The 26,754-nt window shown below is 65.9% G+C and carries 20 protein-coding genes; 14 read left to right on the top strand and 6 right to left on the bottom strand.

Annotated elements, in window-relative coordinates; translation table 11 throughout:
* Positions 1 to 54 precede the first annotated feature (54 nt).
* On the top strand, positions 55 to 1,530 hold the full coding sequence (gene rpsA, locus J2805_RS06590) for a 30S ribosomal protein S1 (protein WP_011691911.1): 1,476 nt from the start codon (positions 55 to 57) through the stop codon (positions 1,528 to 1,530).
* A 93-nt stretch (positions 1,531 to 1,623) separates the two neighbouring features.
* Here the strand turns inward: rpsA and J2805_RS06585 are convergent, their stop codons facing one another.
* The 3 genes from J2805_RS06585 to J2805_RS06575 form a co-directional block, all read right to left on the bottom strand.
* Positions 1,624 to 2,052 carry a DUF1810 domain-containing protein gene (locus J2805_RS06585; protein WP_309971037.1) on the bottom strand — a complete coding sequence of 143 codons (429 nt, stop codon included), beginning with the start codon at positions 2,050 to 2,052 and terminating at the stop codon, positions 1,624 to 1,626.
* A gap of 71 nt (positions 2,053 to 2,123) precedes the next feature.
* Positions 2,124 to 2,657 carry a GNAT family N-acetyltransferase gene (locus J2805_RS06580; RefSeq protein WP_309971032.1) on the bottom strand — a complete coding sequence of 178 codons (534 nt, stop codon included), beginning with the start codon at positions 2,655 to 2,657 and terminating at the stop codon, positions 2,124 to 2,126.
* Positions 2,644 to 3,330, bottom strand: a complete 687-nt coding sequence (locus J2805_RS06575; protein WP_309971030.1) for an IMPACT family protein — start codon at positions 3,328 to 3,330, stop codon at positions 2,644 to 2,646. The genes J2805_RS06580 and J2805_RS06575 overlap by 14 nt, the downstream gene beginning before the upstream one ends.
* 214 nt (positions 3,331 to 3,544) lie before the next feature.
* Here J2805_RS06575 and coaE point away from each other — a divergent pair, with 214 nt between their 5' ends.
* The 4 genes from coaE (at position 3,545) to J2805_RS06555 (ending at position 9,763) form a co-directional block, all read left to right on the top strand.
* Positions 3,545 to 4,801, top strand: a complete 1,257-nt coding sequence (gene coaE / locus J2805_RS06570; protein WP_309971028.1) for a dephospho-CoA kinase — start codon at positions 3,545 to 3,547, stop codon at positions 4,799 to 4,801.
* 9 nt (positions 4,802 to 4,810) lie between these two features.
* Positions 4,811 to 6,892, top strand: coding sequence for an excinuclease ABC subunit UvrB (gene uvrB / locus J2805_RS06565; protein WP_309971025.1), 2,082 nt, complete (start codon positions 4,811 to 4,813; stop codon positions 6,890 to 6,892).
* 163 nt (positions 6,893 to 7,055) lie between these two features.
* Positions 7,056 to 8,084, top strand: a complete 1,029-nt coding sequence (locus J2805_RS06560; protein WP_309971022.1) for a TerC family protein — start codon at positions 7,056 to 7,058, stop codon at positions 8,082 to 8,084.
* 143 nt (positions 8,085 to 8,227) lie between these two features.
* Positions 8,228 to 9,763 (top strand): MFS transporter, encoded by a 1,536-nt coding sequence (locus J2805_RS06555; RefSeq protein ID WP_309971018.1) that lies wholly within the window; start codon positions 8,228 to 8,230, stop codon positions 9,761 to 9,763.
* On the opposite strand, the gene J2805_RS06550 is transcribed toward J2805_RS06555, so the two are convergent.
* Positions 9,749 to 11,089 carry an alpha/beta fold hydrolase gene (locus tag J2805_RS06550; protein ID WP_309974856.1) on the bottom strand — a complete coding sequence of 447 codons (1,341 nt, stop codon included), beginning with the start codon at positions 11,087 to 11,089 and terminating at the stop codon, positions 9,749 to 9,751. The genes J2805_RS06555 and J2805_RS06550 overlap by 15 nt on opposite strands.
* A 31-nt stretch (positions 11,090 to 11,120) precedes the next feature.
* Complete coding sequence (locus tag J2805_RS06545) at positions 11,121 to 11,621, bottom strand: GNAT family N-acetyltransferase (protein ID WP_309971015.1); 501 nt, start codon at positions 11,619 to 11,621, stop codon at positions 11,121 to 11,123.
* A 53-nt stretch (positions 11,622 to 11,674) separates the two neighbouring features.
* Here J2805_RS06545 and J2805_RS06540 point away from each other — a divergent pair, with 53 nt between their 5' ends.
* Positions 11,675 to 12,580, top strand: a complete 906-nt coding sequence (locus J2805_RS06540) for an SGNH/GDSL hydrolase family protein (protein WP_309971012.1) — start codon at positions 11,675 to 11,677, stop codon at positions 12,578 to 12,580.
* A 35-nt stretch (positions 12,581 to 12,615) separates the two neighbouring features.
* On the opposite strand, the gene J2805_RS06535 is transcribed toward J2805_RS06540, so the two are convergent.
* Positions 12,616 to 15,162 carry a DEAD/DEAH box helicase gene (locus J2805_RS06535; RefSeq protein ID WP_309971009.1) on the bottom strand — a complete coding sequence of 849 codons (2,547 nt, stop codon included), beginning with the start codon at positions 15,160 to 15,162 and terminating at the stop codon, positions 12,616 to 12,618.
* Between the two features lie 111 nt (positions 15,163 to 15,273).
* Between J2805_RS06535 and J2805_RS06530 the strand changes: the two genes are divergently transcribed.
* The 8 genes from J2805_RS06530 (at position 15,274) to uvrC (ending at position 26,688) form a co-directional block, all read left to right on the top strand.
* On the top strand, positions 15,274 to 16,053 hold the full coding sequence (locus J2805_RS06530; RefSeq protein WP_309971006.1) for a trans-aconitate 2-methyltransferase: 780 nt from the start codon (positions 15,274 to 15,276) through the stop codon (positions 16,051 to 16,053).
* Positions 16,054 to 16,081: 28 nt separating this feature from the next.
* Positions 16,082 to 17,830 carry an ABC transporter ATP-binding protein gene (locus tag J2805_RS06525; protein ID WP_309971002.1) on the top strand — a complete coding sequence of 583 codons (1,749 nt, stop codon included), beginning with the start codon at positions 16,082 to 16,084 and terminating at the stop codon, positions 17,828 to 17,830.
* Positions 17,827 to 19,752, top strand: a complete 1,926-nt coding sequence (locus J2805_RS06520; RefSeq protein WP_396134242.1) for an ABC transporter ATP-binding protein — start codon at positions 17,827 to 17,829, stop codon at positions 19,750 to 19,752. The genes J2805_RS06525 and J2805_RS06520 overlap by 4 nt, the downstream gene beginning before the upstream one ends.
* On the top strand, positions 19,749 to 20,129 hold the full coding sequence (locus J2805_RS06515) for a GntR family transcriptional regulator (protein WP_309970999.1): 381 nt from the start codon (positions 19,749 to 19,751) through the stop codon (positions 20,127 to 20,129). Before J2805_RS06520 ends, J2805_RS06515 begins: the two co-directional genes overlap by 4 nt.
* A 45-nt stretch (positions 20,130 to 20,174) precedes the next feature.
* Positions 20,175 to 23,102 (top strand): excinuclease ABC subunit UvrA, encoded by a 2,928-nt coding sequence (uvrA, locus tag J2805_RS06510; protein ID WP_309970997.1) that lies wholly within the window; start codon positions 20,175 to 20,177, stop codon positions 23,100 to 23,102.
* 112 nt (positions 23,103 to 23,214) lie between these two features.
* A complete protein-coding gene (locus J2805_RS06505; RefSeq protein ID WP_309970994.1) occupies positions 23,215 to 23,931 on the top strand; it encodes an HAD hydrolase-like protein in 717 nt (238 codons plus the stop codon).
* On the top strand, positions 23,918 to 24,586 hold the full coding sequence (locus tag J2805_RS06500) for a lysophospholipid acyltransferase family protein (protein ID WP_309970991.1): 669 nt from the start codon (positions 23,918 to 23,920) through the stop codon (positions 24,584 to 24,586). The genes J2805_RS06505 and J2805_RS06500 overlap by 14 nt, the downstream gene beginning before the upstream one ends.
* Positions 24,587 to 24,678: 92 nt before the next feature.
* Entirely contained in the window at positions 24,679 to 26,688 is a 2,010-nt protein-coding gene (uvrC, locus tag J2805_RS06495; protein WP_309970989.1) for an excinuclease ABC subunit UvrC, read from the top strand.
* Positions 26,689 to 26,754: the final 66 nt, after the last annotated feature.

Below are 26,754 nucleotides of genomic sequence, written 5' to 3'. Positions count from 1 at the left end.
GGTGTGCGGCGGTCCGCCTGACCGACTAACTATCCACAACGGAGCCCCTACTACATGACCATCACCTCCACCGAGAAGCCCGGTACCCCCGTAGTCGCGATTAACGACATCGGTACCGCTGAGGACTTCCTCGCAGCAGTCGACGCCACCATCAAGTACTTCAACGACGGAGATCTCGTCGAAGGTACCGTCGTCAAGGTCGACCGCGACGAAGTTCTGCTCGACATCGGTTACAAGACCGAAGGTGTCATCCCCTCCCGCGAGCTGTCCATCAAGCACGACGTTGATCCCGGAGACGTCGTCTCCGTTGGCGATCAGGTCGAAGCCCTGGTGCTCACCAAGGAAGACAAAGAAGGCCGCCTGATCCTCTCCAAGAAGCGTGCTCAGTACGAGCGCGCCTGGGGCGACATCGAGAAGGTCAAGGAAGAAGACGGTGTCGTCACCGGTACCGTCATCGAGGTTGTCAAGGGTGGTCTTATCCTCGACATCGGTCTGCGCGGCTTCCTGCCCGCATCCCTCGTCGAGATGCGCCGTGTGCGCGACCTTGCTCCGTACATCGGTCAGCAGATCGAAGCCAAGATCATCGAGCTGGACAAGAACCGCAACAACGTTGTGCTTTCCCGCCGTGCATGGCTCGAGCAGACCCAGTCCGAGGTCCGCTCCACGTTCCTCAACAAGCTGGAAAAGGGCCAGGTCCGTCCCGGCGTCGTTTCCTCCATCGTCAACTTCGGTGCATTCGTGGACCTGGGCGGCGTAGACGGCCTGGTTCACGTTTCCGAGCTGTCCTGGAAGCACATCGACCACCCGTCCGAGGTTGTCGAAGTTGGCCAGGAAGTCACCGTCGAGGTTCTCGAAGTCGACCTGGACCGCGAGCGTGTTTCCCTGTCGCTCAAGGCTACGCAGGAAGATCCGTGGCAGACCTTCGCCCGCACCCACGCCCTCGGCCAGGTTGTTCCGGGTAAGGTCACCAAGCTCGTTCCGTTCGGTGCGTTCGTTCGCGTCGAAGACGGCATCGAAGGCCTCGTTCACATCTCCGAGCTGGCTGTCCGCCACGTTGAGCTGGCTGAGCAGGTTGTCTCCGTTGGTGACGAGCTGTTCGTCAAGGTCATCGACATCGACCTCGAGCGCCGCCGCATCTCCCTCTCCCTCAAGCAGGCTAACGAGGGCGTTGACGCCGACAGCACCGAATTCGATCCGGCACTCTACGGCATGGCCGCTGAGTACGACGAAGAGGGCAACTACAAGTACCCGGAGGGCTTCGACCCGGAGTCCAACGAGTGGCTTGAAGGCTACGAGAACCAGCGCGCAGCCTGGGAGCAGCAGTACGCTGACGCCCAGACCCGCTGGGAAGCACACAAGAAGCAGGTTGCCCAGCACGCTGCCGACGACGCTGCAGCTGCAACGTCCGGTGACAGCGATTCCGGCACCACCAGCTACTCCTCCGAGCCGGCTGCAGCCGAGACCGGTGCAGGCACGCTTGCTTCGGACGAGGCTCTTGCAGCACTGCGCGAGAAGCTGACCGGCAACTAATTTCCGGTGTTCCCGAGGGCGTGAGTCCTCAGGACCTGGGAAGTTAGCACGCTGAAGGTGGCCGTCCCCGAAAGGGGGCGGCCACCTTTTTGTCTACTCCAGCAGCCGGTCGGTCGCGGCGTCGGGGCTGCCGTCGAAGAACAGGTCGAGGACCTCCTGGAACACGGGCTCCGCTGGAGCGGCGCGGAGGAACAGGGTCATGGATGACCGCAGCTTTTGGGCGTCGGTCCCGCCAAAAATCCTTACGGCGCTGAGCCCGGCGTGGGCGGCAACGGCCTCGGCGCTCTCCACCAGCCGCGGACCGAGTACAGGGTGCAGCAGGTAGGCTTCCGCCTCCGCCAACGACGTGATGGCGTACTTCCTGGAGGTTGGGCTTTGCCCGAGGCCGGCCACCTGGGGAAAGACGAACCACATCCAATGGGTCTGCTTGAACCCGTTGCGGAGCTCTTCCAGGGCCTGGTGGTAGGTTCCACCGGCGTCCTGGGCCAGGACGAACCGCTCAAGGTCGAAGGGATCTTCCATCGGCTTGCCTCCTCATGTCGGTTGGACTCTTCCATCCAACCACCGGCCCCGCCGCGTGACGAGGGCCGGCGTCAGGACAGGCTGATCCGCGCTGTCACCCCCGATGCCCCAGCTTCGTCCTCCAACTCGGCACCCGCTGAGCGCAAGAGTGCCTGTGCGGCCAGGTTGCCGGCAGTTGTCTCGGCCTGCAGCATCGAGGCGCCGGCGCGTGCTGCCACGTTCCGGACCAGCGTGAGCGCCTCCCGGCCGATTCCCCGGCCACGGAAACTGCGGCCGAGCCACACCCCGGTCTCCAGCGGACTGCCCGCCGTCGGTGCCGTTCCAGGGCGCTTGAGCCGGATGGATCCGGCAATCTGCCCGTCGCAGCTGATCGCCCACGCCTTCTGGGCTGCCGGGCCGTCCAGCCCGGCGGCAGCGGCGCGGTGGTAGTCGCGGAACCAGCGGATCCGTTCCGGGTTCCAGCCGTCTGCATCCCCCAGCGGGGGAGTGACGTCGTCGGGCGCGGCGTCCGTGACCGCGACGTCGAGCAGCTCCTCCAGGATCTCGGCGGTGACGTCGAGCAATTGCACGCGGCCTGCCGGGAAGGTGTGGTCAGCAGGGGACATCGATCCACTCCGTTCCCCCCGTGACGAGGACGGCATTGCCGGCTGTCATGGCCGCGAGCCGTTCGGCGGCGCGGCCCAGTTCATCGGCCCGGTCCGGCAGGGCGATCCTGAGGACGGTATTCCTGGCCCCGTAGCTGGTTTCCGCCATCACGTAGCCGGCCGCGCGGAGGTCATTCTCCAGCCTTCCTGCCCCCGAATGCGCCACCTCAATGGAGCACACCCGCAGCCGGCTGCGCCGGACCAGCGGCGCGAGTTCCAGCGCAGAGGACACGGATTCCGAATACGCCCGCACCAGTCCGCCAGCCCCCAGGAGGATCCCGCCGAAATACCGGACGACGACGGCGCTGACGTCACTGAGGTCGGTCACCCCGGGCGCTGTTTCCCGCCGGATAAGGGCCTCCAACATCGGGATGCCGGCGGTTCCGGACGGTTCACCGTCATCGCTGGAACGCTGAATGTCACGGTCCGGTCCCAGGACGAAAGCGGAGCAGTGGTGCCGGGCGTCGTGGAATTCCCTGCGCAGTCCGGCCACCAGCGCCCTCGCGCCGTCCTCATCCCCGGTGCGACGGATCACGGTGATGAACCGTGACCGCTTGACCTCCAGCTCATGGCGGAAGTCAGGCCCGTCAGCAAGGGTGGTGTAGGAAGTTGCCCTGCTCTCTTGCGCTTGCACCGCACAAGTCTAGTCCGGGCGGTGGATGGGCCCACGCCGTCAGGGTTCCCTGGGCGAGCGGAGCGAGGTCAAGCGGCGGTGGATGGGCCCACGCTGCCGGGGTTCCCTGGGCGAGCGGAGCGAGGCCAGGGGGGCGGTGGATGGGCCCACGCCGCCAGGGTTCCCTGGGCGAGCGGAGCGAGGCCAGGGGGGCGGTGGGGACTAGTCTGGTGGGGTGCTGAAGATTGGGTTGACGGGCGGAATCGCCTCGGGGAAGTCAGTTGTCGCCGCACGGTTGCGGGAGTTGGGGGCGGTGCTGGTCGATGCCGACGCACTCGCCCGTGAAGTGGTGGAACCGGGCACCCCCGGGCTCGCGCAGGTGGTGGAGGCTTTCGGCGCGGAAATGCTGGGAGCCGACGGCGGGCTGGACCGGGCGAAGCTTGGCGCCCTGGTCTTCGGCGACCCCGCCAGGCTCACGGCCCTCAACGGCATCGTTCATCCCCTCGTCCGGGAGCGGGCCGCGGCGATGATCGCCGCCGCCCCCGCCGGCGCCGTCGTCGTCCAGGACATCCCACTGCTGGTGGAGACAGGCCAGGGCAGCAACTTCCACCTGGTTGTCGTGGTGGATGCTCCGGATGACGTGCGGGTGCAGCGCATGGTGGAGCAGCGGAACATGACCGAAGAGCAGGCCCTGTCCAGGATGGCGGCGCAGGCCGCGAGGGATGTCCGGCTCGCCGCAGCGGACGTGGTGCTGGACAACGTCGGCACCGTGCAGGAGCTGAGGGATTCGGTGGACGCCCTGTGGAGCCACCGTTTGGCACCCTTTGCGAGCAACATCAGCCACGAACGGACGGCTCCCCGCAGGGGCGGGCCCGTGCTGGCCCAGGCCGACCCGACGTGGGCGGCCCAGGCAGCGCGGCTGGCCGCCCGCCTCGAAGCGGCCGCGGCCGGGATCCTGGCGGTTGACCACATCGGCTCCACCGCGGTTCCCGGACTCGATGCCAAGGACATCATCGACCTCCAGCTGACCGTTGCCGACCTGGCGACCGCGGACCGGATCGCGCCGCTGCTTGCAGCTGCCGGGTTCCCGCTGTGGCCCGGGGTAGTGGCGGACAACCCGAAACCCTCACACCCCGACCCGGCAGACTGGGCCAAGCGCCTGCACGGGAATGCGGACCCGGGCCGTCCGGTGAACCTGCACGTCCGGGCCGCCGGTTCGCCCGGGTGGCGGTTCGCCCTGTGCTTCCGGGACTGGCTGCGTGATGACGCGGCAGCGAGGAGCGACTACCTTCTGGAGAAGCGCAGGGTCGCAGCCCTCCACAGCGTGGACAAGTCGACGGCCGGGTACGCCGCGGACAAGGAGGCATGGTTCAACGAGTACGCCGCCGTCCGGATGGAGGCGTGGGTGCAGCGCACCGGCTGGCAGCCGCCGGAGCTGCCGCAGCTACCGCCCAAAGCTGAATCGGACCACGATGTCAGTGCCCGGCGGTAGATTATATTCATGAGTCTTGCCCAGGAAATCAACCGTGTCGTGGCTCCCTTCGAGGTCATCAGTGAGTTCAAGCCGGCAGGCGACCAGCCGGCCGCCATCGCTGACCTCACCGAACGGATCAAAAACGGTGAAAAGGACGTAGTCCTGCTCGGTGCCACCGGTACGGGCAAGAGCGCCACCACCGCCTGGCTCATCGAGCAGGTCCAGCGGCCAACGCTGGTGATGGTGCAGAACAAGACCCTCGCTGCCCAGCTGGCCAATGAGTTCCGTGAACTGCTGCCCAACAACGCGGTGGAGTACTTCGTCTCCTATTACGACTACTACCAGCCCGAGGCGTATGTGGCGCAGACGGATACCTTCATTGAGAAGGACTCCTCCATCAACGAGGAAGTTGAACGGCTCCGCCACTCCGCCACCAACGCCCTGCTGACCCGCCGCGACGTCATCGTGGTTGCCACAGTGTCCTGCATCTACGGCCTGGGCACGCCGGAGGAGTACATCGCCGGCATGGTCACGCTCCGCAAGGGGGCGGAGATGAACCGGGACGACCTCCTCCGGAAATTCGTCGCCATGCAGTACGCGCGCAACGACATGGACTTCCACCGCGGCACCTTCCGGGTCCGCGGCGACACCGTCGAAATCATCCCCATGTACGAGGAACTGGCCATCCGGATCGAATTCTTCGGGGATGAAATCGAGAACATCCATACACTTCATCCGCTGACCGGCGAGGTGATCCGGGACGAAGAGGAAATGTACGTCTTCCCGGCCTCGCACTACGTGGCCGGGCCCGAGCGGATGGCCCGTGCAATCAAGCGGATCGAGGACGAACTCGCCGAACGGCTCCAGGTCCTGGAAAGCCAGAACAAACTCGTGGAAGCCCAGCGGCTCCGGATGCGCACCACCTACGACCTGGAAATGATGCAGCAGATGGGCTTCTGCAACGGCATCGAAAACTACTCGTCGCACATTGACGGCCGCGCCCGCGGAACCGCTCCGCACTGCCTCCTGGACTACTTCCCTGACGACTTCCTGCTGGTGATCGACGAATCCCACGTCACCGTGCCACAGATCGGCGCCATGTACGAGGGCGACATGTCCCGCAAGCGGAACCTCGTGGACTTCGGCTTCCGCCTGCCCTCAGCCATGGATAACCGGCCGCTCAAATGGGACGAATTCCTCGAACGCGTCGGCCAGACCGTCTACCTGTCCGCCACTCCGGGCAAGTACGAACTCGGCAAGGCTGACGGCTTCGTGCAGCAGATCATCCGTCCCACCGGCCTGATCGATCCCGAGATCGTCGTCAAACCCACCAAGGGCCAGATCGATGACCTGCTGGGCGAGATCCGCACCCGGACGGCGAAGAATGAACGTGTCCTCGTCACCACCCTCACCAAGAGGATGGCCGAGGACCTCACCGACTATCTGCTGGGCCACGGAGTCAAAGTGGAGTACCTGCACTCGGACGTGGACACCCTCCGGCGGGTGGAACTGCTCCGTGAACTGCGGATGGGCACCTTCGACGTCCTGGTGGGCATCAACCTGCTCCGCGAAGGCCTCGACCTGCCGGAGGTGTCCCTGGTCAGCATCCTGGATGCGGACAAGGAAGGCTTCCTCCGCTCGTCGACTTCCCTGATCCAGACCATCGGCCGCGCCGCCCGTAACGTCTCCGGGCAGGTGCACATGTACGCGGACCGCATCACCGACTCCATGGCCCACGCCATCGACGAAACGAACCGGCGCCGCGCCATCCAGGTGGCCTACAACACGGAGAACGGCGTTGACCCGCAGCCGCTGCGCAAGAAGATCGCGGACATCACGGACCAGCTTGCCAAGGAAGACGCGGACACCCGCGAACTGCTCGCCACCGCGGGGAAGACACGCGGCAAGGGCAAGGGCGCGGCCACGGTGCGGGCCGACGGTCTTGCGGCCGCACCGGCGGAGGATCTCGTGGGTCTCATCGAACAGCTGACCGAACAAATGCACGCCGCGGCCGGCGAACTGCAGTTTGAACTGGCAGCAAGGCTGCGTGACGAAGTGGGGGATCTGAAGAAGGAACTGCGCCAGATGCAGGCCGCGGGCCATGCCTAGGGTATGGTTGTTGTCACGTAGGGGAGTATCCCAAGCGCTACGATCGTCAACACGCACGGCACTGATGCCCTGCCGGGCGTAGCGGGCCGCCGATTCAGCACAAAGTGCACTGGCGGTCGGAGAGACTTACACCACTGTTCCGTACCCTGCGAAAGGCCACCCTGTGCTCGATTTGCCCGTATGGTTCGAGGTCGGCTCCTTTGTCGTCCTCGGCCTCATCCTCGCCATCGACCTCCTCCTGGTTATCCGGCGCCCCCACGAACCGTCGATGAAGGAAGCCGGCCTGTGGGTGGCGTTCTACGTCACCCTTGCCCTGGTATTCGCCGGCGCGATGTTTGCCTTCACCGGCCCGGAGTTCGGCGGACAGTTCGTTGCCGGCTGGGTGACGGAATACAGCCTCAGCATCGACAACCTGTTTGTCTTCATCATCATCATGGCTCGCTTCTCGGTGCCCCGTAAGTACCAGCAGGAAGTGCTGATGGTGGGCATCATCATTGCGCTTATCCTGCGCGGCATCTTCATCCTGCTCGGTGCCATCGTGATCGAGCAGTTCAGCTGGGTCTTCTACATCTTCGGCGCCTTCCTGCTCTGGACCGCCTGGAAGCAGGCCCAGGATGAAGGCGAAGACGAAGAGGACAAGGAAAACCCGCTGATCGCCAAGCTCCGCAAGGTGATTCCGATGTCGGAGAAGTTCGACGGCGGCAAGCTCCGCACGGTGGTGGACGGCAAGAAGGTCTTCACCCCGATGCTGATCGTCTTCGTCACCATCGGCCTGACCGACCTGCTCTTCGCTGTTGACTCCATTCCGGCGATCTTCGGCCTGACCCAGAGCCCGTTCATTGTCTTCACCGCGAACCTTTTCGCCCTCATGGGCCTGCGCCAGCTGTACTTCCTGCTGGGCGGGCTGATGAACCGCCTGATCTACCTGAAGCACGCACTGTCCTTCATCCTGGCGTTCATTGGCGTCAAGCTGGTACTCCACGCGATGCACGTGAACGAGCTCCCGTTCATCAACGGCGGCCACCACATCGAGTGGGCTCCCGAGATCCCCACCTTCGTATCCCTGGCTGTCATCGTGGGCACCATCATCGTGGCCGTCATCGCCAGCCTGGTGAGCTCGAAAGCCGCCCAGGCGAAGGTGGATGCCCGTCTCGAAGAGGACGCACGCAAGAGCATGAGCGACGCCGACTAGGCACCCGCACCGCTTCAAGCACGCACCAGGCAACCCCGGCCGCACCGTTGGCCGGGGTTGTCTGCGTTCACCGGGCCATCCGCCCAGTCAAGCCCGTTCATGAGCCCTGTCTTCGCGGACACGTGCAGGGCTATGCTCTGAGGATGGCAAACACTTCCGGGGCGGAGCCCGGTGTGCGCCACGATCCGCGGCGCCCCCTGCAACGCCATGCCGTCCAGCGCCGCACAGTAGTGTTCCTCGGGTCGGCGCAGCTGCTCAGTGGAATCGGCACCGGGGCCACCGTTTCCATCGGTTCGCTGCTTGCGGTGGACCTTGCCGGTTCCAGCGCCTGGGCAGGCTCGGTGGCTACCGTCATGACGCTGGCGGCGGCGCTCTCGGCCCTGCCCCTGGCCTCGTTGGCGGAACGCCGAGGCCGCCGGACGGGCCTGGTGACGGGCCTGGCCGCTGCCCTCGCAGGTGTGGTGTTGATCGTGGTTTCCGTGGTCTCCGGAATCTTCGTGCTGCTGCTCCTGGGGACCGCCGGTGTGGGCGTGGGCACAGCATCCAACCTGCAGGCCCGTTTTGCCGCTGTGGACCTTGCGGATGATGAACACCGCGGCCGGGCCCTGTCCGCCGTCGTGTGGGCCATCACCATCGGCGCAGTGGCGGGGCCCAACCTCATCCAGCCGGGCGCCGTGGTGGGCCAGTCCGTCGGATTGCCCCCTATCGCCGGTCCCTTCGTCATTTCTGCGGCCGGTCTGGTCCTTGCCTGCGCCCTGCTGCTCGCGGGACTCCGCCCCGACCCCTTGCTCTACGCCAGGCAACTTGCAGCGGACGCCGTCGGTGCCGTCCGGGAGGCCCGGCGGGACGACCCGGCAGGTCCCGCTGCCGGTGCGGCCCCGGCAAGTGAGGCCCCCGTAAGCGGGCCACCCGTAAGCGGGGCCCCTGAAAGCGGGATACCGGTAAGCGACGCCCACGCGGGCGGGCACCAGCCGCCGTCGGCATCCCGGGGCGGAGCCCTTCGCCGGGGACTGCGTGCCGCCCGCCATTCACCGTCCGCCATCCTGGCGCTGGCCGCCGTGGTCGGTGCGCATGCCGTCATGGTGGGTGTTATGTCCGTGACGCCGCTGCATCTGCAGGAACTCGTTGCCGGCCCCGGCAGCGCCTCCCACGCCAGTCACACGGCAGCCGGCGACGTCCTGGTGATCATTGGTTTCACCATCTCACTGCATATCGCGGGGATGTTCGCGTTGTCGCCCGTGCTCGGGTGGCTGACGGACAAGGCCGGACGCAGGCAGACCATTGTCCTGGGCTTCGCCATGCTGGTGGCAGCCGTTGCAGTGGCAGGTTTCGGCCAGCGGTCCACCACTGCTGTGGCCGTGGGGCTGGTCCTTCTGGGGCTCGGGTGGTCCGCCGCCACCATCGCCGGATCCACGCTCCTGGCCGAAAGCGTGCGCCAGGAGGACCGCGTGGTGGTCCAGGGCGTTTCCGACATGCTGATGGGCGCGGCCGGTGCGGTGGGCGGCGCGTTCTCGGGCCTCATCCTGAGTTGGGCGGGTTACCCGGGGCTTAACCTCGCGGGCGGCCTGGTGGCCGCGGTTGTTCTTGGCGCGGCGGTTACAGCCCTCCTGCCGGCAAGGGCAGGCGGCGGCACCGCCGGGGTGTCCGGCAAGCCCGGCAGCCGCTCAATTGCGGACTGAGCGCACCATTCCCAGCAGACGGCCGAAAATGCCTTCACCGTCGTCCGCGATGCCGTCATGGTGGAAATCCGAGGTTTCCCAGACCTGGAGCCCGCGGACGGCGGAGGCCGTTTCCAGGGACAGGTCCCGGTCAACGTAGATGTCATCGCTGTAAACGGCAGCGGCCGCGGGGACGGTATTCGCTGCCAGCCGTTCCCTGTCGTACAGCGGCTTCCAGTCCGGCTTCGCGGCCAGGAGCCGGGCAACGGCCCGCAGCGGGCGCAACGCAGCGTCCTGTTCGAAGTACCAGGGGTAGACCATCTCGCCGGTCAGCAGCGGCTCGGCGGCGTCCGGGCGGAAGTCCGGGAACTCCTGGAGCACACGGTGTGCCGCCCAGTCGGTGGCGCCACCCTGGCCGTAGATGGATTCGTGCATGAGGGCATACAGCGGGTTGGCGGCCCGCGAGACGATGCTCCGGACCTGTTCCAGGAACGTGTCCGAGAGGCGTTCGCCGTCGGGCGTCGGCACAAAGGCGTCCTCCAGCAGGTGGTGCAGTGCGTCCACCCTGGTGTTGCCGCCAAGGAACGACCCCACCATCTGGAAGCGCTCCACGGTGAGCCGCTCGCCGTCGGGCAGGTGCTCCTCGGTCCCGCGCAGGTGGCGGGCGATCCGGCTGACGGTGGCGCGGTCCTCGGGATATGAGGCGAAGTATTCGGCGTTGCGGGCGGCGACCCGGCCAAAAGTGGCCTGGTACACCCTGTCCGCCGGGCCGTGCAGCGGCGCGAGGCCGCCGGTGATGAGCGCCTCACGAAGGCCGTCCGGGGCGAACGAAAGGTAGCTGAGCGCGCAGAAGCCGCCATAGCTCTGGCCGTAGATGGTCCACGGCCCGGATCCCAGGGCGTGCCGGATGGCCTCGGCGTCCGCGACGATGGAGTCGGCCCGGAAATGCGTCAGATAGTCCAGCTGTGCCGTGTCGTTTCCCCGCAGCGGGAGTGTGTTGCGGTCGATCGGAGTGGACAGTCCGGTACCGCGCTGGTCCAGCATCAGGATGCGGAAGTCCCTGGCGGCTGCTTTGCTCCAGCCGCCCAGAGCGGGGAACCGGTTGCCGCGCCCGCCCGGCCCACCCTGCAGGTACAGCAGCCAGGGCAGCTGGGCGGCCTCCTCCTGGCTGTGGTCCGTGGAGACGTACTCGCGCGCAAACACGGTGATGGTCTCCCCGGCACCGCCATTGAAGTGGTCCAGCGGCACCTGGAAAAAGTGTTCGGCCGTGCGCATCCCGCGGTATTCGTGCCGTGCCCGGATGGTGTGCGGAACAACTTTGGCAAGGCTGGACCCGGCCTCCAGCATCGCTATGGCGGTCAGGCCGGTCATCGGCAGGTCAGCCACGGACGTGTGCCTCCCGGACGGCTCCAAAGGATTCGAGCGCTTCCCCGGTCAGCCGGAAGGTGGACCATTCCTCCATGGGGAAGGCGCCCAGGTTCTTATAGAAGTTGATGGACGGTTCGTTCCAGTCCAGGACGCTCCACTCCACGCGCGCATAACCGCGTTCGACGGCGATTGCGGCCAGGTGCTGCAGGAGGGCCTTGCCGTGGCCTTCGCCGCGCGCCGCCGGAGTCACGTACAGATCCTCGAGGTAGATGCCGTGTACACCCTCCCACGTCGAGTAGTTGAGGAACCACAGTGCGAATCCCTGCACGTCGCCGGCTTCGTTCTCGGCCATCGTGGCGTAAACCCGGGGGTTTTCGTCGAACAGGACGTCCGTCAGCATTTCCGGCGTGTTCCGGACTGCGTGGGGTTCCTTTTCGTAGATGGCCAGTTCGTGGATCATCTGGAGGATCACGGGGACGTCATCTACAGTGGCTGGCCGGATTACACTCATGATTGGGTTCTCGTCTCTCCCTGCTCGAGGGTATTTCTGGAAACTCTGGCTTGATGTCCACTCTACTGACTTCTGCGGGCACGCTGCTCGGCGCCGCGGGATCCAGGCAGTCCCGCAACAGCTACCGACGGGGAGCAATGAACGGCCAAAAGCAGCGGAATATCCGGGGGGTTGGCCTCCTCGTCATCGTGTTGGCAGTTGGGCTAGCCGTGCTGGCAGGCATAGCGCTGCTTCAGGTGCTGGATGCCGGAAAGTCGCCGGTACAGCCGGCCGGAACCGCGTCGGAATCCGCCGCGGTCCCGCCCCAGGCGGCCCCCGAAGACGCCGTGACGGTTCGGGACCTGCAGACTATGGTCAGCGGTACCGACGCGCTGACCATCAGCGTTCTGGGGGATTCGACCGGCGATGAGCCGGGCGAATGGGTCGACTTATGGGCCCGGCACCTTTCGAAGCGAGGCACCGTTACGCTGCACTTCTGGGACGCAGCCACCAATGACTGGAAAGCGCATCCGATCGTGTATCCGGGACCGGATCGCGCCATCACGGTCTGGAACGGTTCCCGTTCGGGTGCCAGCCATGCCTATCCGCTGGAGCACCTGGACCGCATCCAGCCCTCGCGACCTTCGTTTACCGTGCTCAGCTTCGGACACAATCCGGCCCCGGAACGGGCCGACCGGGGTGCGGCGGAACTGCTGGCAGCTGCTGACGCCAAGTGGGCCGCCCGGGTCCCGGCAGCGATTGTGCTGCAGAACCCGTCGGAGGGATTGTGGGAAAAGCAGACAGCGGACAGCGTGGCCGCCCTTCGGTCCTGGGCGCCTGGCGCCGGTTATCCGACCATTGATGTCAACGAAGCGTTTCGCGTCCACCGAGGCCTGCCGGACCTGCTGACGGACGATGTCCACCCGAATTCCGCGGGACAGCGGTTGTGGGCTGACACGGTGGCTGCTGCCCTGGGCTGACGGCGGGTGTCCGGAGACGGGCGTTCGGCCTCGGGTCAGAGCCTGTTGACGTCGGTCACCCGGACCACGGCCGTGCCGGTTTCATCCGACGCCGCCAGGTCCACTTCCGCCGAGATCCCCCAGTCGTGGTTCCCGGCAGGATCGTCAAAGATCTGGCGGACTTTCCATGTCCCCGGCTCTTCGGTGATGATCAGCAGCCCGGGCCCCCGCGCGTCCGGGCCGGTGCCGATGTCGTTGTGTTCGTCGAAGTAGTCATCCAGGACGTCTTCCCAGCGGTCCGCATCCCAGCCCGTGCCGCCGTCGAGCTCGCCGAGTTCCGTGGCCGCCTCGTCGGCGAACAGTTCCACGCGCCGGAACATCTCGTTCCGGACCATGACCCGGAACGCCCTGATGTTGGACGTCAGCGACGGCGGCGGAGGCGGGGGAGCGTCGTGCGGGGTGGGCGCGGCTCCGGAGGTCAGCTCCTCCCATTCATCCAGGAGGCTGGAATCCACCTGCCGGACCAGTTCACCCAGCCAGGCAATCAGGTCCTCGAGGTCTTCCCGGAGGGAGTCCTGCGGGACAGTCTGGCGGAGCGCCTTGAAGCCATCGGCGAGGTACCGCAGCACAATGCCCTCGGAGCGCGCCAGGCCGTAGAACTGGACGAATTCGCCGAAGTTCATGGCCCGCTCGTACATATCCCGGACCACGGACTTGGGGGCAAGCTCGAAGTCACCAATCCAGGGCGCGGCCTTGCGGTAGACGTCGAAGGCCTCACCCAGGATTTCCGCGAGCGGCTGGGGGTAGGTCACGTCCTCCAGCATGGCCATGCGCTGGTCATACTCGATGCCGTCGGCCTTCATGGCGGCGATGGCTTCGCCGCGTGCCTTCTTCTGCTGGGCGGACAGGATCTGCCGTGGCTTTTCCAAGGTGGATTCGATCACGGACACCACGTCAAGGGCGTACGACGGCGACTCCGGATCCAGGAGTTCCAGCGCCGCCAGCGCAAACGGGGAGAGCGGCTGGTTCAGGGCGAAATTGGCCTGCAGGTGGACCGTGAGCCGGACGGTCCTGCCGTCGGGGCCCTGTTCCTCGGGTGGAATCCGTTCCACAACGCCTGCGGCCAGCAGTTCCCGATAGATGCCCAGCGCTTTCTTCATCAGCTGCAGCTGCGAGGCGCGGGGTTCATGGTTTTCGGTGAGCAGCCGGCGGGCCGCCTTGAAGGGGTCGCCGGGGCGCTCCATCAGGTTCATCAGCATGGCGTGCGTGACGGTGAAGCTGGAGTTCAGCGGATCCGGCACGGAACCCACCAGCCGGTTGTAGGTGGGTTCGCCCCAGGACACGAAGCCCTCCGGCGGCTTCCGCTTGACCACCTGGCGCAGCTTTTTCTGGTCGTCGCCGAATTTGGCGGTGGCCTTTGCCATCGCCTTGACGTTCTCGGTCACATGCTCGGGCGCCTGCACCACCACCGTACCGGCGGTGTCATAGCCGGCCCGCCCTGCACGGCCGGCGATCTGGTGGAACTCGCGCGAGTTCAGCAGCCGGGTGCGGACGCCGTCGTATTTGCTGAGGGCGGTGAGCAGCACGGTGCGGATCGGCACGTTGATGCCCACGCCCAGGGTGTCGGTGCCGCAGATGACCTTGAGCAGCCCGGCCTGGGCCAGCTGCTCCACCAGCCGCCGGTACTTGGGCAGCATGCCGGCGTGGTGTACCCCGATTCCGTGCCGCACCAGCCGGTTGAGAGTCTTGCCGAAGCCTGCCGCGAAGCGGAAGCCGGCAATCAGCTCGGCGATCCTGTCCTTCTCTTCGCGGGTGCAGACGTTGATGCTCATCAGGTTCTGTGCCCGGTCGATTGCCTCGAGCTGGCTGAAGTGGACCACGTAGACGGGGACCTGTTTCGTGGAGAGCAGCTCCTCGAGGGTCTCGTGGACAGGCGTCTGCTCGTAGTAGTAATGCAGCGGAATGGGACGTTCAACGGAACTGACGGTCGTCGTCGGGCGTCCTGTCAGTTCCGTCAGGCCGGCCTCAAAGCGGCTCACGTCGCCCAGGGTCGCGGACATCAGCAGGAACTGCGCCTGGGGGAGCTCGAGTAACGGCACCTGCCAGGCCCAGCCGCGCTGCGGGTCGGAGTAAAAATGGAATTCGTCCATGATCACCGCACCCAGGTCCGCCCCGGCGCCTTCACGAAGCGCGATGTTGGCCAGGATTTCTGCGGTGCAGCAGATGATGGGCGCGTCCTGGTTGACGCCGGAGTCGCCGGTAATCATCCCCACGTTTTCGGCCCCGAAGATGTCACACAGGGCGAAGAACTTCTCCGAGACGAGGGCCTTGATGGGTGCCGTGTAGTAGCTGCGGTCCCCTCGCGCCATGGCCTGGAAGTGGGCGGCGATGGCCACCAGGGACTTGCCGGACCCTGTCGGAGTGGCCAGAATGACGTTGTCCCCGGAAGCCAGTTCCATAATGGCTTCGTCCTGTGCGGCGTACAAGGACAGCCCGCGGCTTTCCGTCCACTCAACGAAACGGGTGTAGAGCCCATCCGGATCGTGGTCCGTCCCGCTGGAGGTACGTTTGGCCGGGACAGGGAGCTGCTCAACGAGTTTCATTGCTTTCAAGCTTAGTGCCAGCCGGCCAATGGGTGGTTGGTCCTTGGTCGCTGGGCCTGCCCGGGCTAGGCTCGCCCTGACGGCAACCGCTCGAGCCATTGGAGGACGTCCTTGAAATGGGATCCCGCTAAGTATGTGGAGTTCGGAAACCACCGTGACCGGCCGTATTTCGACCTCACTGCGCGCATCCATGCGGACCGTCCCCGGCACGTGGTGGACCTCGGCTGCGGACCCGGCAATCTGACAGCGACCCTCGCGGAGCGCTGGCCCGGCGCCCAAGTGCAGGGGATCGACTCTTCCGCCGAGATGCTGCAGAAGGCGGAGGTCCATGCAGCGGAGGCTGCCAACCTCTCCTTCGCACTGACGGACATCGCCGGGTGGATGCCATCGGACCGGACCGACGTGGTGGTGACCAACGCCGCACTGCAGTGGGTCCCCGGCCATCCCGCCCTGCTGCCGGGGTGGCTTGAGGCCCTCCGGCCCGGCGCCTGGTTCGCCCTGCAGGTTCCGGGCAATTTCAGTTCCCCCTCGCATGTGCTGATGCGGCAGCTCGCAGACTCCGTCCGCTGGCGGGAGGCCCTTGACGGCGTCCTGCGGCACGACGACTCCGTCGCCGAACCCGCCGAATACCTGAACATCATGCTCGACGCCGGCTGCGACGCGGACGCCTGGGAAACCACCTACCAGCAGGTGCTGCACGGTCCCGATCCTGTGCTGCAGTGGGTCAGGGGGGCAGGACTGCGGCCGGTTCTGGCAGCGCTCCCGCCGGAGGAGGCTGCGGAATTCGACGCGGAGTATTCGGTGCTGCTCAACGACGCCTACCCCGCGTCTGCCCACGGCACTGTCTTTCCGTTCCGGAGGATTTTCGCAGTCGCGCGGAAACGGGGCTGACCATGCCGTTACCGCAGAGGGAGGCTCTATGCTCCCAGGCCTGATGATGCGGCTGCTCGCCGCGCATAAGCCGGCGGTGCTGGCCATAGTGGTCCTGCAGCTCCTGCAGACCACTGCCAACCTCCTTCTTCCCACGCTCAATGCCGCCATCATCGACGACGGAATCGTTGCGGGGAACACGGGCACCATCCTTCGGCTGGGCGGCTGGATGGCGGGAATTGCCGCCGTGCAGGTAGCGGCGGCCCTCGCCGCCGGCTACTTCAGTGCCAATGTGGCTATGAAGCTTGGCCGCCAGCTGCGCCAGGAGCTCTTCGTGAAGGTCCAGGCACTGTCCTCCCAGGAGGTGGGTACTTTCGGCGTGCCAAGCCTGGTGACACGGGCCACCAACGACGTTCAGCAGATCCAGGCGCTGGCCGTGCTGGTGTTCACCATGCTCGTGGCGGCGCCCGCCATGGGCATTGGCGGGATCGTCCTGGCCCTGAACCAGGATGTGGTTCTCTCCGGCATCGTGGTGGCCATTGTCCCCGTGCTGGTCCTCATCATGTACCTCATCGTGCGCCGGCTGGTGCCCCTCTACCGGGAGGGCCAGATCCTGATCGATCGCATCAGCAGGGTGCTGCGGGAGCAGATCATCGGGGCCAACGTCATTCGCGCGTTCGTCCGCCAGGCGCACGAGGCGCGGCGGTTCGCCGTCGTGAACCGTGAGCTGACCCGCAACAACCTGCAGTCCGCGCTGCTGGTGGCCGGCATGCTGCCGCTGATCATGATCGTGGTCAACCTGTCATCGGTGGCGGTGGTGTGGTTCGGCGGTCACCGGATCCAGTCCGGGGACATGAGGCTCGGAGCGCTGACGGCCTTCATCGCCTACATCCTGCAGATCCTCATCGCCATCATGATGGCCATGTACGTCATGATGACGGCGCCCCGCGCCGCAGCCTGCGCAGAACGGATCCAGGCGGTGCTGGACACCCGCCCCGCCATCGCGGATCCGGAGATCTCCCGGGCAGGGCTGCCGCACGCACAGCGCACGGCGGGCGGCACGGTGGAATTCCGCGACGTCACCTTTGCCTATCCCGGGGCAGAGGCGCCTGTCCTGGACCGCATCAGCTTTACCGCATCGCCGGGCACGTTCACCGCGATCATCGGTTCGACGGGCAGCGGAAAGTCGACACTGCTCAACCTGCTGCCCCGGTTCCTGGACGCAACGTCAGGGGAGGTCCTGATCGGCGGCCACAACGTGAAATCCCTTCCGCTGCATTTCCTCCGGAACAGCCTGTCGCTGGTGCCCCAGCGCGCCTACCTTTTTTCCGGCACGGTGGCCGAGAACCTGCGGATTGCGGCCCCTGACGCCAGCGACGACGACCTACGCCGGGCGCTCCGTACCGCCCAGGCGGAGGACTTCGTGCGCGACCTGCCCCACGGCCTCCACGCACCGGTGAGCCAGGGCGGGACGAATTTCTCCGGCGGACAGCGCCAGCGGCTCTGCATTGCCCGCGCACTGCTCCGCGACGCCCCGGTGTACCTGTTTGACGACAGCCTCTCCGCGCTGGACTACGCAACGGATGCCCGCCTCCGCGTCGCGCTCACCCCGCTCACGCGCCGGTCCACGGTCATCATCGTGGCCGAGCGAATCGCGACGATCCTCGACGCCGGCCTCATCCTGGTGCTGGACAAGGGCAGGCTCGTTGCCCAGGGCACGCACAGTGAACTGATGCGCACGTCGACGGTCTACCAGGAAATCGCCGCCTCACAGCTCGCGCTGGGAGGCAGGGTATGACCACGACCGCCAAAAAAACCGCAACGACGACGGCGGCGGTCGCCCGCCCGGGGCCCTCCGCCTGGGCCACCGGCCAGCGGCTTCTGGGACTGCTGCGCCCCGTCAGGTGGCGGATGCTTGCTGCCGTGGCGGCCACCTGTGCTTTTGTGGCGCTCAACGTGTCCGCCCCCAAACTGCTGGGCGACGCCACCGACGTTGTGGTTGATGGTGTTTTCGGAGGGACCTTCAACCAGCAAAAACTGGCCGCCCTGCTCCTGCTCGTGGCCCTGATGTACATCGGCGCCTCAGTCCTCAGCTGGATTCAGGGGGCCGTCACCGCCACCGCCGTACAACGGGTGAGCTACCGGTTGCGCGCCTCGGTGGAGGACAAACTGCACCGGCTGCCGTCCGCGCATTTCGACGAGCAGCGGCGCGGGGACGTCCTCAGCCGCGCCACCAACGACGTCGACAACATCTCGCAGGCACTGAACCAGCTGCTGAACCAGCTGATCCTTTCGGTGCTGATGCTGCTCGGCGCCCTGTCCATGATGTTGTGGCTTTCCCCGCTGCTGGCGGTCATTGCCTTGGTGACCGTGCCGTTTTCCACCGTCGTCACCCTCCTCGTGGCGCGAAAGTCGCAGGCGCATTTTTCCGAGCAGTGGAGCACCACCGGCGAGCTCAATGCGCACCTCGAGGAGTACATCACCGGGCATGAGGTGCTCAAGGCCTTCGGCCGGCAGGGAATGGCCACCGAAACGTTCACCAACAGCAACGACAGGCTGTCCCGGACCAGCGCACGGGCCCAGTATGTTTCCGGCGCCGTCCAGCCGCTCCTGGTCTTCGTTTCCAACCTCAATTACATTGCCGTGGCCGTGGTCGGCGCTCTGCAGGTGACCGCCGGTGCCATGACCATCGGCGGGGTCCAGGCCTTCATCCAGTTCAGCAGGCTCTTCAGCCAGCCGATCGGGCAGATCGGTGGCATGCTGACCCTGCTGCAGTCCTGCCTCGCGTCGGCTGAACGGGTGTTCGCCCTGCTGGACGCGGCGGAGATTCCGCGCGACGGCACGGAGCGGGTGCAGCCGGGGCGGTCCCGGGTCAAACCGTCCAAAGCCGGCCACGACGACGACGGCCGGGTGGCGGACCCGGCCGGGCCGGACCCGGAGGATCCCCCGGTAACCGGCGGCCGTGTGGTGTTCGACGCCGTCACTTTCGGATACAACAGCGAACTGCCCGTTGTCAGGGAGCTGTCCTTTACCGCTGAGCCCGGGCAGACCGTGGCCATCGTTGGCCACACGGGGGCGGGCAAAACCACCATGGTGAACCTGCTCATGCGGTTCTATGAGCTCGATTCCGGCCGGATTACGATCGACGGGGCGGACATTGCCGGGCGCAGCCGTGACGAGTTGCGTTCCATGATCGGGATGGTGCTGCAGGACGCCTGGGTGTTCACCGGCTCCATCCGGGAGAACATCGAATACGGCCGGCCCGGTGCCAGCGATGCCGAGATCCTCGCCGCAGCCGAAGCCACGCTCGTGGACCACTTCGTGCGGTCCCTCCCTGACGGCTACGGCACTGTATTGGGAAACGACGGCGACACCCTGAGCCAGGGCCAGCGGCAGCTCATCACCATCGCCAGGGCCCAGCTTGCCGGCCGGAGCATCCTTGTCCTGGATGAGGCAACAAGTTCAGTGGACACGCGTACCGAAGTGCAAATCCGGCAGGCAATGCAGCGGCTGCGGCGGGGCCGGACGAGCTTCGTGATCGCGCACCGTTTGTCCACGGTGCGGGACGCTGATCTAATTCTCGTCATGGACCACGGACGAATCGTCGAACACGGGAACCACCAGCAGCTGCTCGCAGCCAACGGGCACTACAGCAGGCTGTACGATGCCCAGTTCTCCGGCAGGGAAGATGCCCTGCGCGCGGGGGAGTCCGGGCAGTGAGCGGCGTGAATCAGTTTCCGGGGACCTGGAAGCCGAACCAAGCCAGCTCGGTCCCGCTCTTTGAGCAGCTGCGGCTGAACATCATCGAGCGGGCGGACAGCGGTGCCCTTGCCCCCGGTACCCGGCTGCCCGCAGTTCGGAGCCTTGCCACGGCACTGGGCGTCGCCCCCCACACGGTGGCACGCGCCTACAAGGAACTGGAAGCGGCCGGGATTGTGGCCACCCGCGGCCGGCACGGCACCGTCGTCTGCGCCAGGGACGAGGCGTGGACCTCGCTGACGGCGGCCGCGGCTGATTTCGCCACCGCGGCCAAGGCCCAGGGCGCAAGCTTTGCAGAGGCAGTGCAGCTGTTGGCGGCGGCCTACGACGCCGAATGAACGCCGGCATGGAAATTCGAAGAAGTTTTCGATTAGCATTAGTGGGTGCCTAAAGCCGTAGCTGAAGAACCAGCCGTTGATGCCCGCCCCGCCGTTGTCCCCCTGAACCAAGGCAAACCGGCGCGCCCAGACCTTTCCCGCCTCGTGGTGAAGGGGGCACGGGAGCACAACCTGCGGAACGTCGACCTGGACCTGCCGCGGGACTCCATGATCGTTTTCACCGGTCTGTCCGGGTCCGGCAAGTCATCCCTCGCGTTCGACACGATCTTCGCCGAGGGCCAGCGCCGCTATGTCGAATCACTGTCCGCGTATGCCCGCCAGTTCCTGGGGCAGGTGGACAAACCGGATGTGGACTTCATCGAGGGCCTGTCCCCGGCCGTTTCCATCGACCAGAAGTCCACCAGCAAGAACCCCCGGTCCACCGTGGGCACCATCACCGAGATCTACGACTACATGCGCCTGCTCTGGGCCCGTGTGGGCCGTCCGCACTGCCCCATCTGCGGCGAGCCGGTGGCCAAGCAGACCCCGCAGCAGATTGTGGACCAGCTGCTCGAGCTGCCCGCCGGTACCCGCTTCCAGGTGCTCGCTCCCGTAGTCCGCGGGCGCAAGGGCGAATTCGTCGACCTCTTCAAGGAACTGACGGCCAAGGGCTATTCGCGTGCCCGGGTTGACGGCGACCTTATCCAGCTGAGCGATCCGCCCAAGCTCGGCAAGCAGTTCAAGCACACCATCGAAGTGGTGGTGGACCGGCTTGTGGTCAAGGAGGGCATCAGCCAGCGGCTGACCGACTCCGTCGAAACCGCGCTCGGATTGGCCGAGGGCCGCGTGCTTGCCGAATTCGTCGACCTCGAAGCTGATGATGAAGAACGCATCCGGGCGTTCTCCGAGCACCTCGCATGCCCCAACGAACATCCCCTCGCCATCGATGAGATCGAGCCCCGCTCGTTCTCGTTCAACAACCCCTTCGGAGCCTGTTCCGCGTGCAGCGGCATCGGCACCAAGCTGGAGGTGGATGAGGAACTCATCATTCCTAACCCGGAGCTTTCGCTGGGCGAGGGCGCCATTGCACCCTGGTCCCTGGGTACGGCCACCAGCGAGTACTGGAACAGGCTGCTGTCCGGGCTCGCGAAGGAACTCGACTTCTCGATGAAGACGCAGTGGCAGAAACTCCCCAACGAAATCCGGCAGACCGTGCTGCACGGCAAGGACCACAAGGTGGTGGTGCAGTACCGCAACCGCTTCGGCCGGGAGCGTAAGTACAGCACCGGCTTCGAAGGCGTCGTCCAATACGTCCACCGCAAGCACCTGGAAACGGATTCCGACTCGGCCAGGGACCGGTACGAAGAGTACATGCGGCAGATCCCGTGCCCCGCCTGCAATGGAGCCCGCCTGAACCCGGCCTCACTCTCGGTGCTGATCAACGGCAAGTCCATCGCCGAAGTGGCCGCGATGCCGATGCGTGAATGCGCCCACTTCCTGGACACCCTGGTGCTCACCGGCCGGGAAGCCCAGATTGCGCACCAGGTTCTGAAGGAAATCCAGGCCCGCCTCACCTTCCTCCTCGACGTCGGCCTCGAGTACCTGAACCTGGAACGCCCCTCCGGCACCCTGTCCGGCGGTGAAGCCCAGCGAATCCGGCTGGCAACGCAGATCGGTTCCGGCCTGGTCGGTGTGCTCTATGTCCTCGACGAACCGTCCATCGGCCTGCACCAGCGCGACAACCGCCGGCTGATCGAGACGCTCACCCGCCTGCGCGACCTCGGCAACACCCTGATTGTGGTGGAGCACGACGAAGACACCATCCAGGAGGCCGACTGGATCGTGGACATCGGACCGGGCGCCGGCGAGCACGGCGGCCAAGTGGTTCACTCCGGGTCCTACAAGGAGCTCCTGGAGAACACCGAATCGCTGACCGGCGACTACCTTTCCGGCCGGAAAAAGATTGAGATCCCCAAGAAGCGCCGAAAGTACGACAAAAAGCGGGAGCTGAAGGTCGTCGGCGCCCGGGAAAACAACCTTGTCAACGTGGATGCCGCCTTCCCCCTGGGACTGCTGACTGCCGTGACAGGCGTCAGCGGTTCCGGCAAGTCCACCCTGGTCAACGAAATTCTGTACAAGGTGCTGGCCAACAAGCTCAACGGCGCCAAGCAGGTGGCCGGCCGGCATAAGTCCATCCAGGGCCTTGAGCACCTGGACAAGGTGGTCCACGTCGACCAGAGCCCCATCGGCCGGACGCCGCGGTCCAACCCGGCCACGTACACCGGCGTGTTCGACAACATCCGGAAGCTCTTCGCCGAGACCACCGAGGCCAAGGTCCGCGGCTACCAGCCGGGCCGGTTCTCGTTCAACGTCAAGGGCGGGCGCTGCGAAGCATGTTCAGGTGACGGCACGCTGAAGATCGAGATGAACTTCCTGCCGGACGTCTACGTCCCCTGCGAGGTCTGTCACGGTGCCCGGTACAACCGGGAAACCCTGGAAGTCCACTACAAGGGCAAAACCATCGCAGATGTCCTGAACATGCCCATCGAGGAAGGCGCGGAGTTCTTTGCCGCCTTCTCGCCGATTGCCCGCCACCTGCGCACGCTTGTGGACGTCGGCCTGGGCTATGTGCGGCTGGGCCAGCCGGCCACCACGCTGTCCGGCGGCGAGGCGCAGCGCGTGAAGCTGGCCGCTGAGCTTCAGAAGCGGTCCAACGGCCGCAGCATCTATGTTCTGGACGAACCGACCACGGGTCTGCATTTCGAGGACATCCGCAAGCTGCTCATGGTCCTGCAGGGGCTGGTGGACAAGGGCAACACCGTGATCACCATCGAGCACAACCTGGATGTCATCAAGAGCGCGGACTGGATCGTGGATCTGGGGCCGGACGGCGGTTCCGGCGGCGGACAGGTCATCGCCACAGGTACTCCGGAACAGGTGGCGAAGTCCACCCGGAGCTATACGGCCACGTTCCTGGCGGAGATCCTGGCTTAGTCCGGACCCCGCGCGCACCGAATGGCTGGAGCTTGCTGATCCGGCGGGACGAAGTATTCCCGTCGGGGAATGCGAGTTTCAGCCATTCGCGTCCTCGTGAGAAACTAAGCCGGTGACCCTTTCAACAGTGCCCGTGATCTTCGACCTGGACGGCACTCTTGTCGATCCGGCGGGGGGAATAACGGGCGGAATCTCCGCGGCCCTTACCCAACTCGGCATCAGGGTCCCGGCCCCGGCCCAACTGGACGCGATGATCGGTCCGAAACTCAGTGACTCCCTCCTGAATATCGCCGGCGTTCCGCCCGAGCAGCTTGCCGAGGTCATCCGTGTCTACCGGGCCCACTACCTTGAAACCGGTATCGCCCAGAGCCGCCTGTACCCGGGCATCCGGGAACTCGTCGAGGGCTACGCCGCCTCAGGCCGGCCCATTGCTGTGGCGACGCAGAAACCGGAAGGGCTTGCAAAAATTGTGCTCGAGCACCACGGCATCGCCGGCTCCTTCCGGTTCATCCGCGGTTCGGCCGCCGATGAAGCCGGCGCCGCCGCAGCACCGCTCGGCAAGACGGAAATTGTGGCAGCAGCCCTGTCCGACCTCGGCACCCAGCACGCAGTGATGGTGGGTGACCGTGCCCAGGATGTGGCCGGGGCCATGGCCAACGGCATCGACTGCATCGGCGTCAGCTGGGGATTTGCCCCCGACGGCGAGCTCCACGTAGCCGGCGCCGCGGCAATCGTGCACTCCACCATCGAGCTTGCGGCAGCCATTGACGGCATGGACGCCGTCCGGACCGGAGTCCTGAGCGAGGTGCACAACGATGGCATTGTTTGATGCAATCCGCTGGACCACCCGCACGCTGATCTCCGGAAGCTGCCGGCCGACGGTCATCGGGCTCGAGAACGTTCCCAAGGACGGGCCGTTCATCGTCGCGCCGAACCACCTTTCCTTCCTGGACAGCGTGATTGTCCAGGCCCTGATGCCCCGGCCGGTGGCGTTTTTCGCCAAGGCCGAATACTTCACCACGGGCGGTGTGAAGGGGAAGGTGATGAAATCCTTCTTCGAATCCGTCGGCTCCATTCCCGTGGAGCGCGGCGAACAGGCTGCCAGCGTGGCGGCGCTCAAGACGCTGCTGGACATCCTCGAAGCGGGCAAGGGAATCGGCATCTATCCCGAGGGCACGCGCTCCCGCGACGGGATCCTGTACCGTGGCCGCACCGGCGTCGGTTGGCTCGCCCTGACCACTGGCGCGCCCGTCATTCCCGTCGGCCTGATCGGTACCGAGAACCTGCAGCCCGCCGGCCAGAACGGTGTGAAGCCGCAGCACTTCACCATGAAGGTGGGGGAACCGCTTTACTTCGAGAAGACGGGCCCCGACCACTCGCTGCCCGCCCGCCGCCAGGTGACGGACCGGATCATGGATGCCATCGCCGAGCTCAGCGGCCAGGAGCGCTCCACCAGCTACAACCAGAGCAAGGTAGCCGAGTAGCGCCGGGGGCGTTCCCTGTCAGGTGTCTGCCGGGAAGCCCCTGCTTGGGCTACCTGTCAGGGACCCGCCTGCATCCTCAGTAGACTTGAATCGTGGCAGATCCAGCTAGTTACCGGCCCCAAACGGGCGAAATTCCAACCAATCCTGGCGTGTACCGCTTCCGGGATCCGCACGGCCGCGTCATTTACGTCGGCAAGGCCAAAAGCCTGCGGTCCCGGCTGAACTCCTACTTCGCCAACCCCGGCGGCCTGCTGCCCAAGACCTACGCCATGGTCCACGCGGCCAGCAGCGTGGAGTGGACCGTCGTCGGGAGCGAACTGGAGTCGCTCCAGCTGGAATACACCTGGATCAAGGAATTCAAGCCGCGGTTCAATGTCGTGTTCCGGGACGACAAAACCTACCCGTACCTTGCCGTGACCATGGGGGAGAAGTTCCCGCGGGTCCAGGTGCTGCGCGGAGAACGCCGGAAAGGCACCCGCTACTTCGGCCCGTACACGGCCGGGGCCATCCGCGAAACAATGGACACCCTGCTGCGTGTGTTCCCGGTCCGCAGCTGCAGTCCCGGCGTCCTGAAGCGGGCGCAGGCCAGCGGACGGCCGTGCCTGCTCGGCTACATCGACAAGTGTTCCGCACCGTGTGTCGGCCGGGTGACGCCGGAGGAGCACCGGGCACTGGCGGAGGACTTCTGCGCCTTTATGGGCGGCGAAGCCAAGCGCTTCATCGCACGGCTGGAGAAGGACATGGCGGCGGCGGTTGCCGAGCTCGACTACGAGCGCGCCGCCCGGGTGCGGGACGACATCATCGCCCTGCGGAAGGTCTTCGAACGGAATGCCGTGGTCCTGGCCGAGGACACGGACGCGGATGTATTCGCGCTGCGTGAGGACGAGCTGGAGGCAGCCGTCCAGGTGTTCCATGTCCGCGGCGGCCGCGTCCGGGGCCAGCGCGGCTGGGTGGTGGAGAAGGTCGAAGACTTCACCACTCCCGACCTCGTGGAACACCTGCTCCAGCAGGTCTACGGCGAGGAAGGCGAGAGCCAGGGTCGGATGCCCCGGGAAGTCCTGGTTCCGGAAGAGCCGAGCAACGCCACCGAACTCACGCAGTGGCTCTCCGGCCTGCGCGGCGCCAAGGTGGACATCCGGGTCCCGCGCCGCGGGGACAAAGCAGCGCTCATGTCCACCGTCCGGGAAAATGCCGAGCACGCACTGAAACTGCACAAGTCGCGCCGCGCCGGGGACCTGACCAACCGGTCCCTCGCACTTCAGGAACTCCAGGAGGCCCTGGACCTTCCCATTGCACTGCTGCGCATCGAATGCTTCGACATCTCCCACGTTCAGGGGACGAACGTTGTGGCGTCCATGGTGGTGGTGGAAGACGGGCTTCCCAAGAAGTCCGACTACCGCAAGTTCTCCATCACCGGCGCCGCGGCCGTGGATGACACCGCGGCCATGCACGATGTCCTCACGCGCCGTTTCCGGAACTACCTGCAGGAGAAGGCGGCGCAGGCGGAAGCGGCGAAGCTGCCGGGGCATCAGGCCGCGCTGGACGCCATGGCGGTGGCCTCCGTGCAGGACACCACCACACCGGCGCCCCGCGCCAAATTCGCCTACCCGCCCAACCTCGTGGTGGTGGACGGCGGCAAGCCGCAGGTCAACGCCGCGGCACGCGCGCTGGCGGAACTTGGCATCGAGGACGTCTACGTCGTCGGCCTGGCCAAGCGCCTCGAAGAGGTCTGGCTGCCGGACAGTGATTTCCCGGTGATCCTCCCGCGGACGTCCGAGGGGCTCTACCTGCTCCAGCGCATCCGCGATGAAGCACACCGGTTCGCCATCACCTTCCACCGGCAGAAGCGCGGCAAGGCCATGACGGTGTCCGCCCTGGACGGCGTCCCGGGGCTGGGCGAGGCCAAGCGGAAGGCCCTGCTGGCGCAGTTCGGCTCGGTCAAGAGCATCCGGACCGCCAGCGCAGCCGAACTGGCCACGGCCAAGGGCATCGGCCCGTCGCTGGCGGATGCGATCGTCAGTCATTTTGGCAGCGGCGGCCCGGCCTCCGGTGCGGACGTGCCCGCCATCAACATGACGACCGGCGAAATCATTGAAACTTAGCTAGGGTAAGGACCGGAAGCGGAACGCGCGGTTGCGTCGAATTACATAGCAGGAATGGGGCTTTAC

The sequence above is a fragment of the Arthrobacter oryzae genome (genome assembly GCF_031454875.1).
GTDB classification, from domain to species: domain Bacteria; phylum Actinomycetota; class Actinomycetes; order Actinomycetales; family Micrococcaceae; genus Arthrobacter; species Arthrobacter oryzae_D.
Note: the sequence above shows the minus strand (reverse complement) of the source record. Positions and strands in the feature narration are given on the sequence as shown.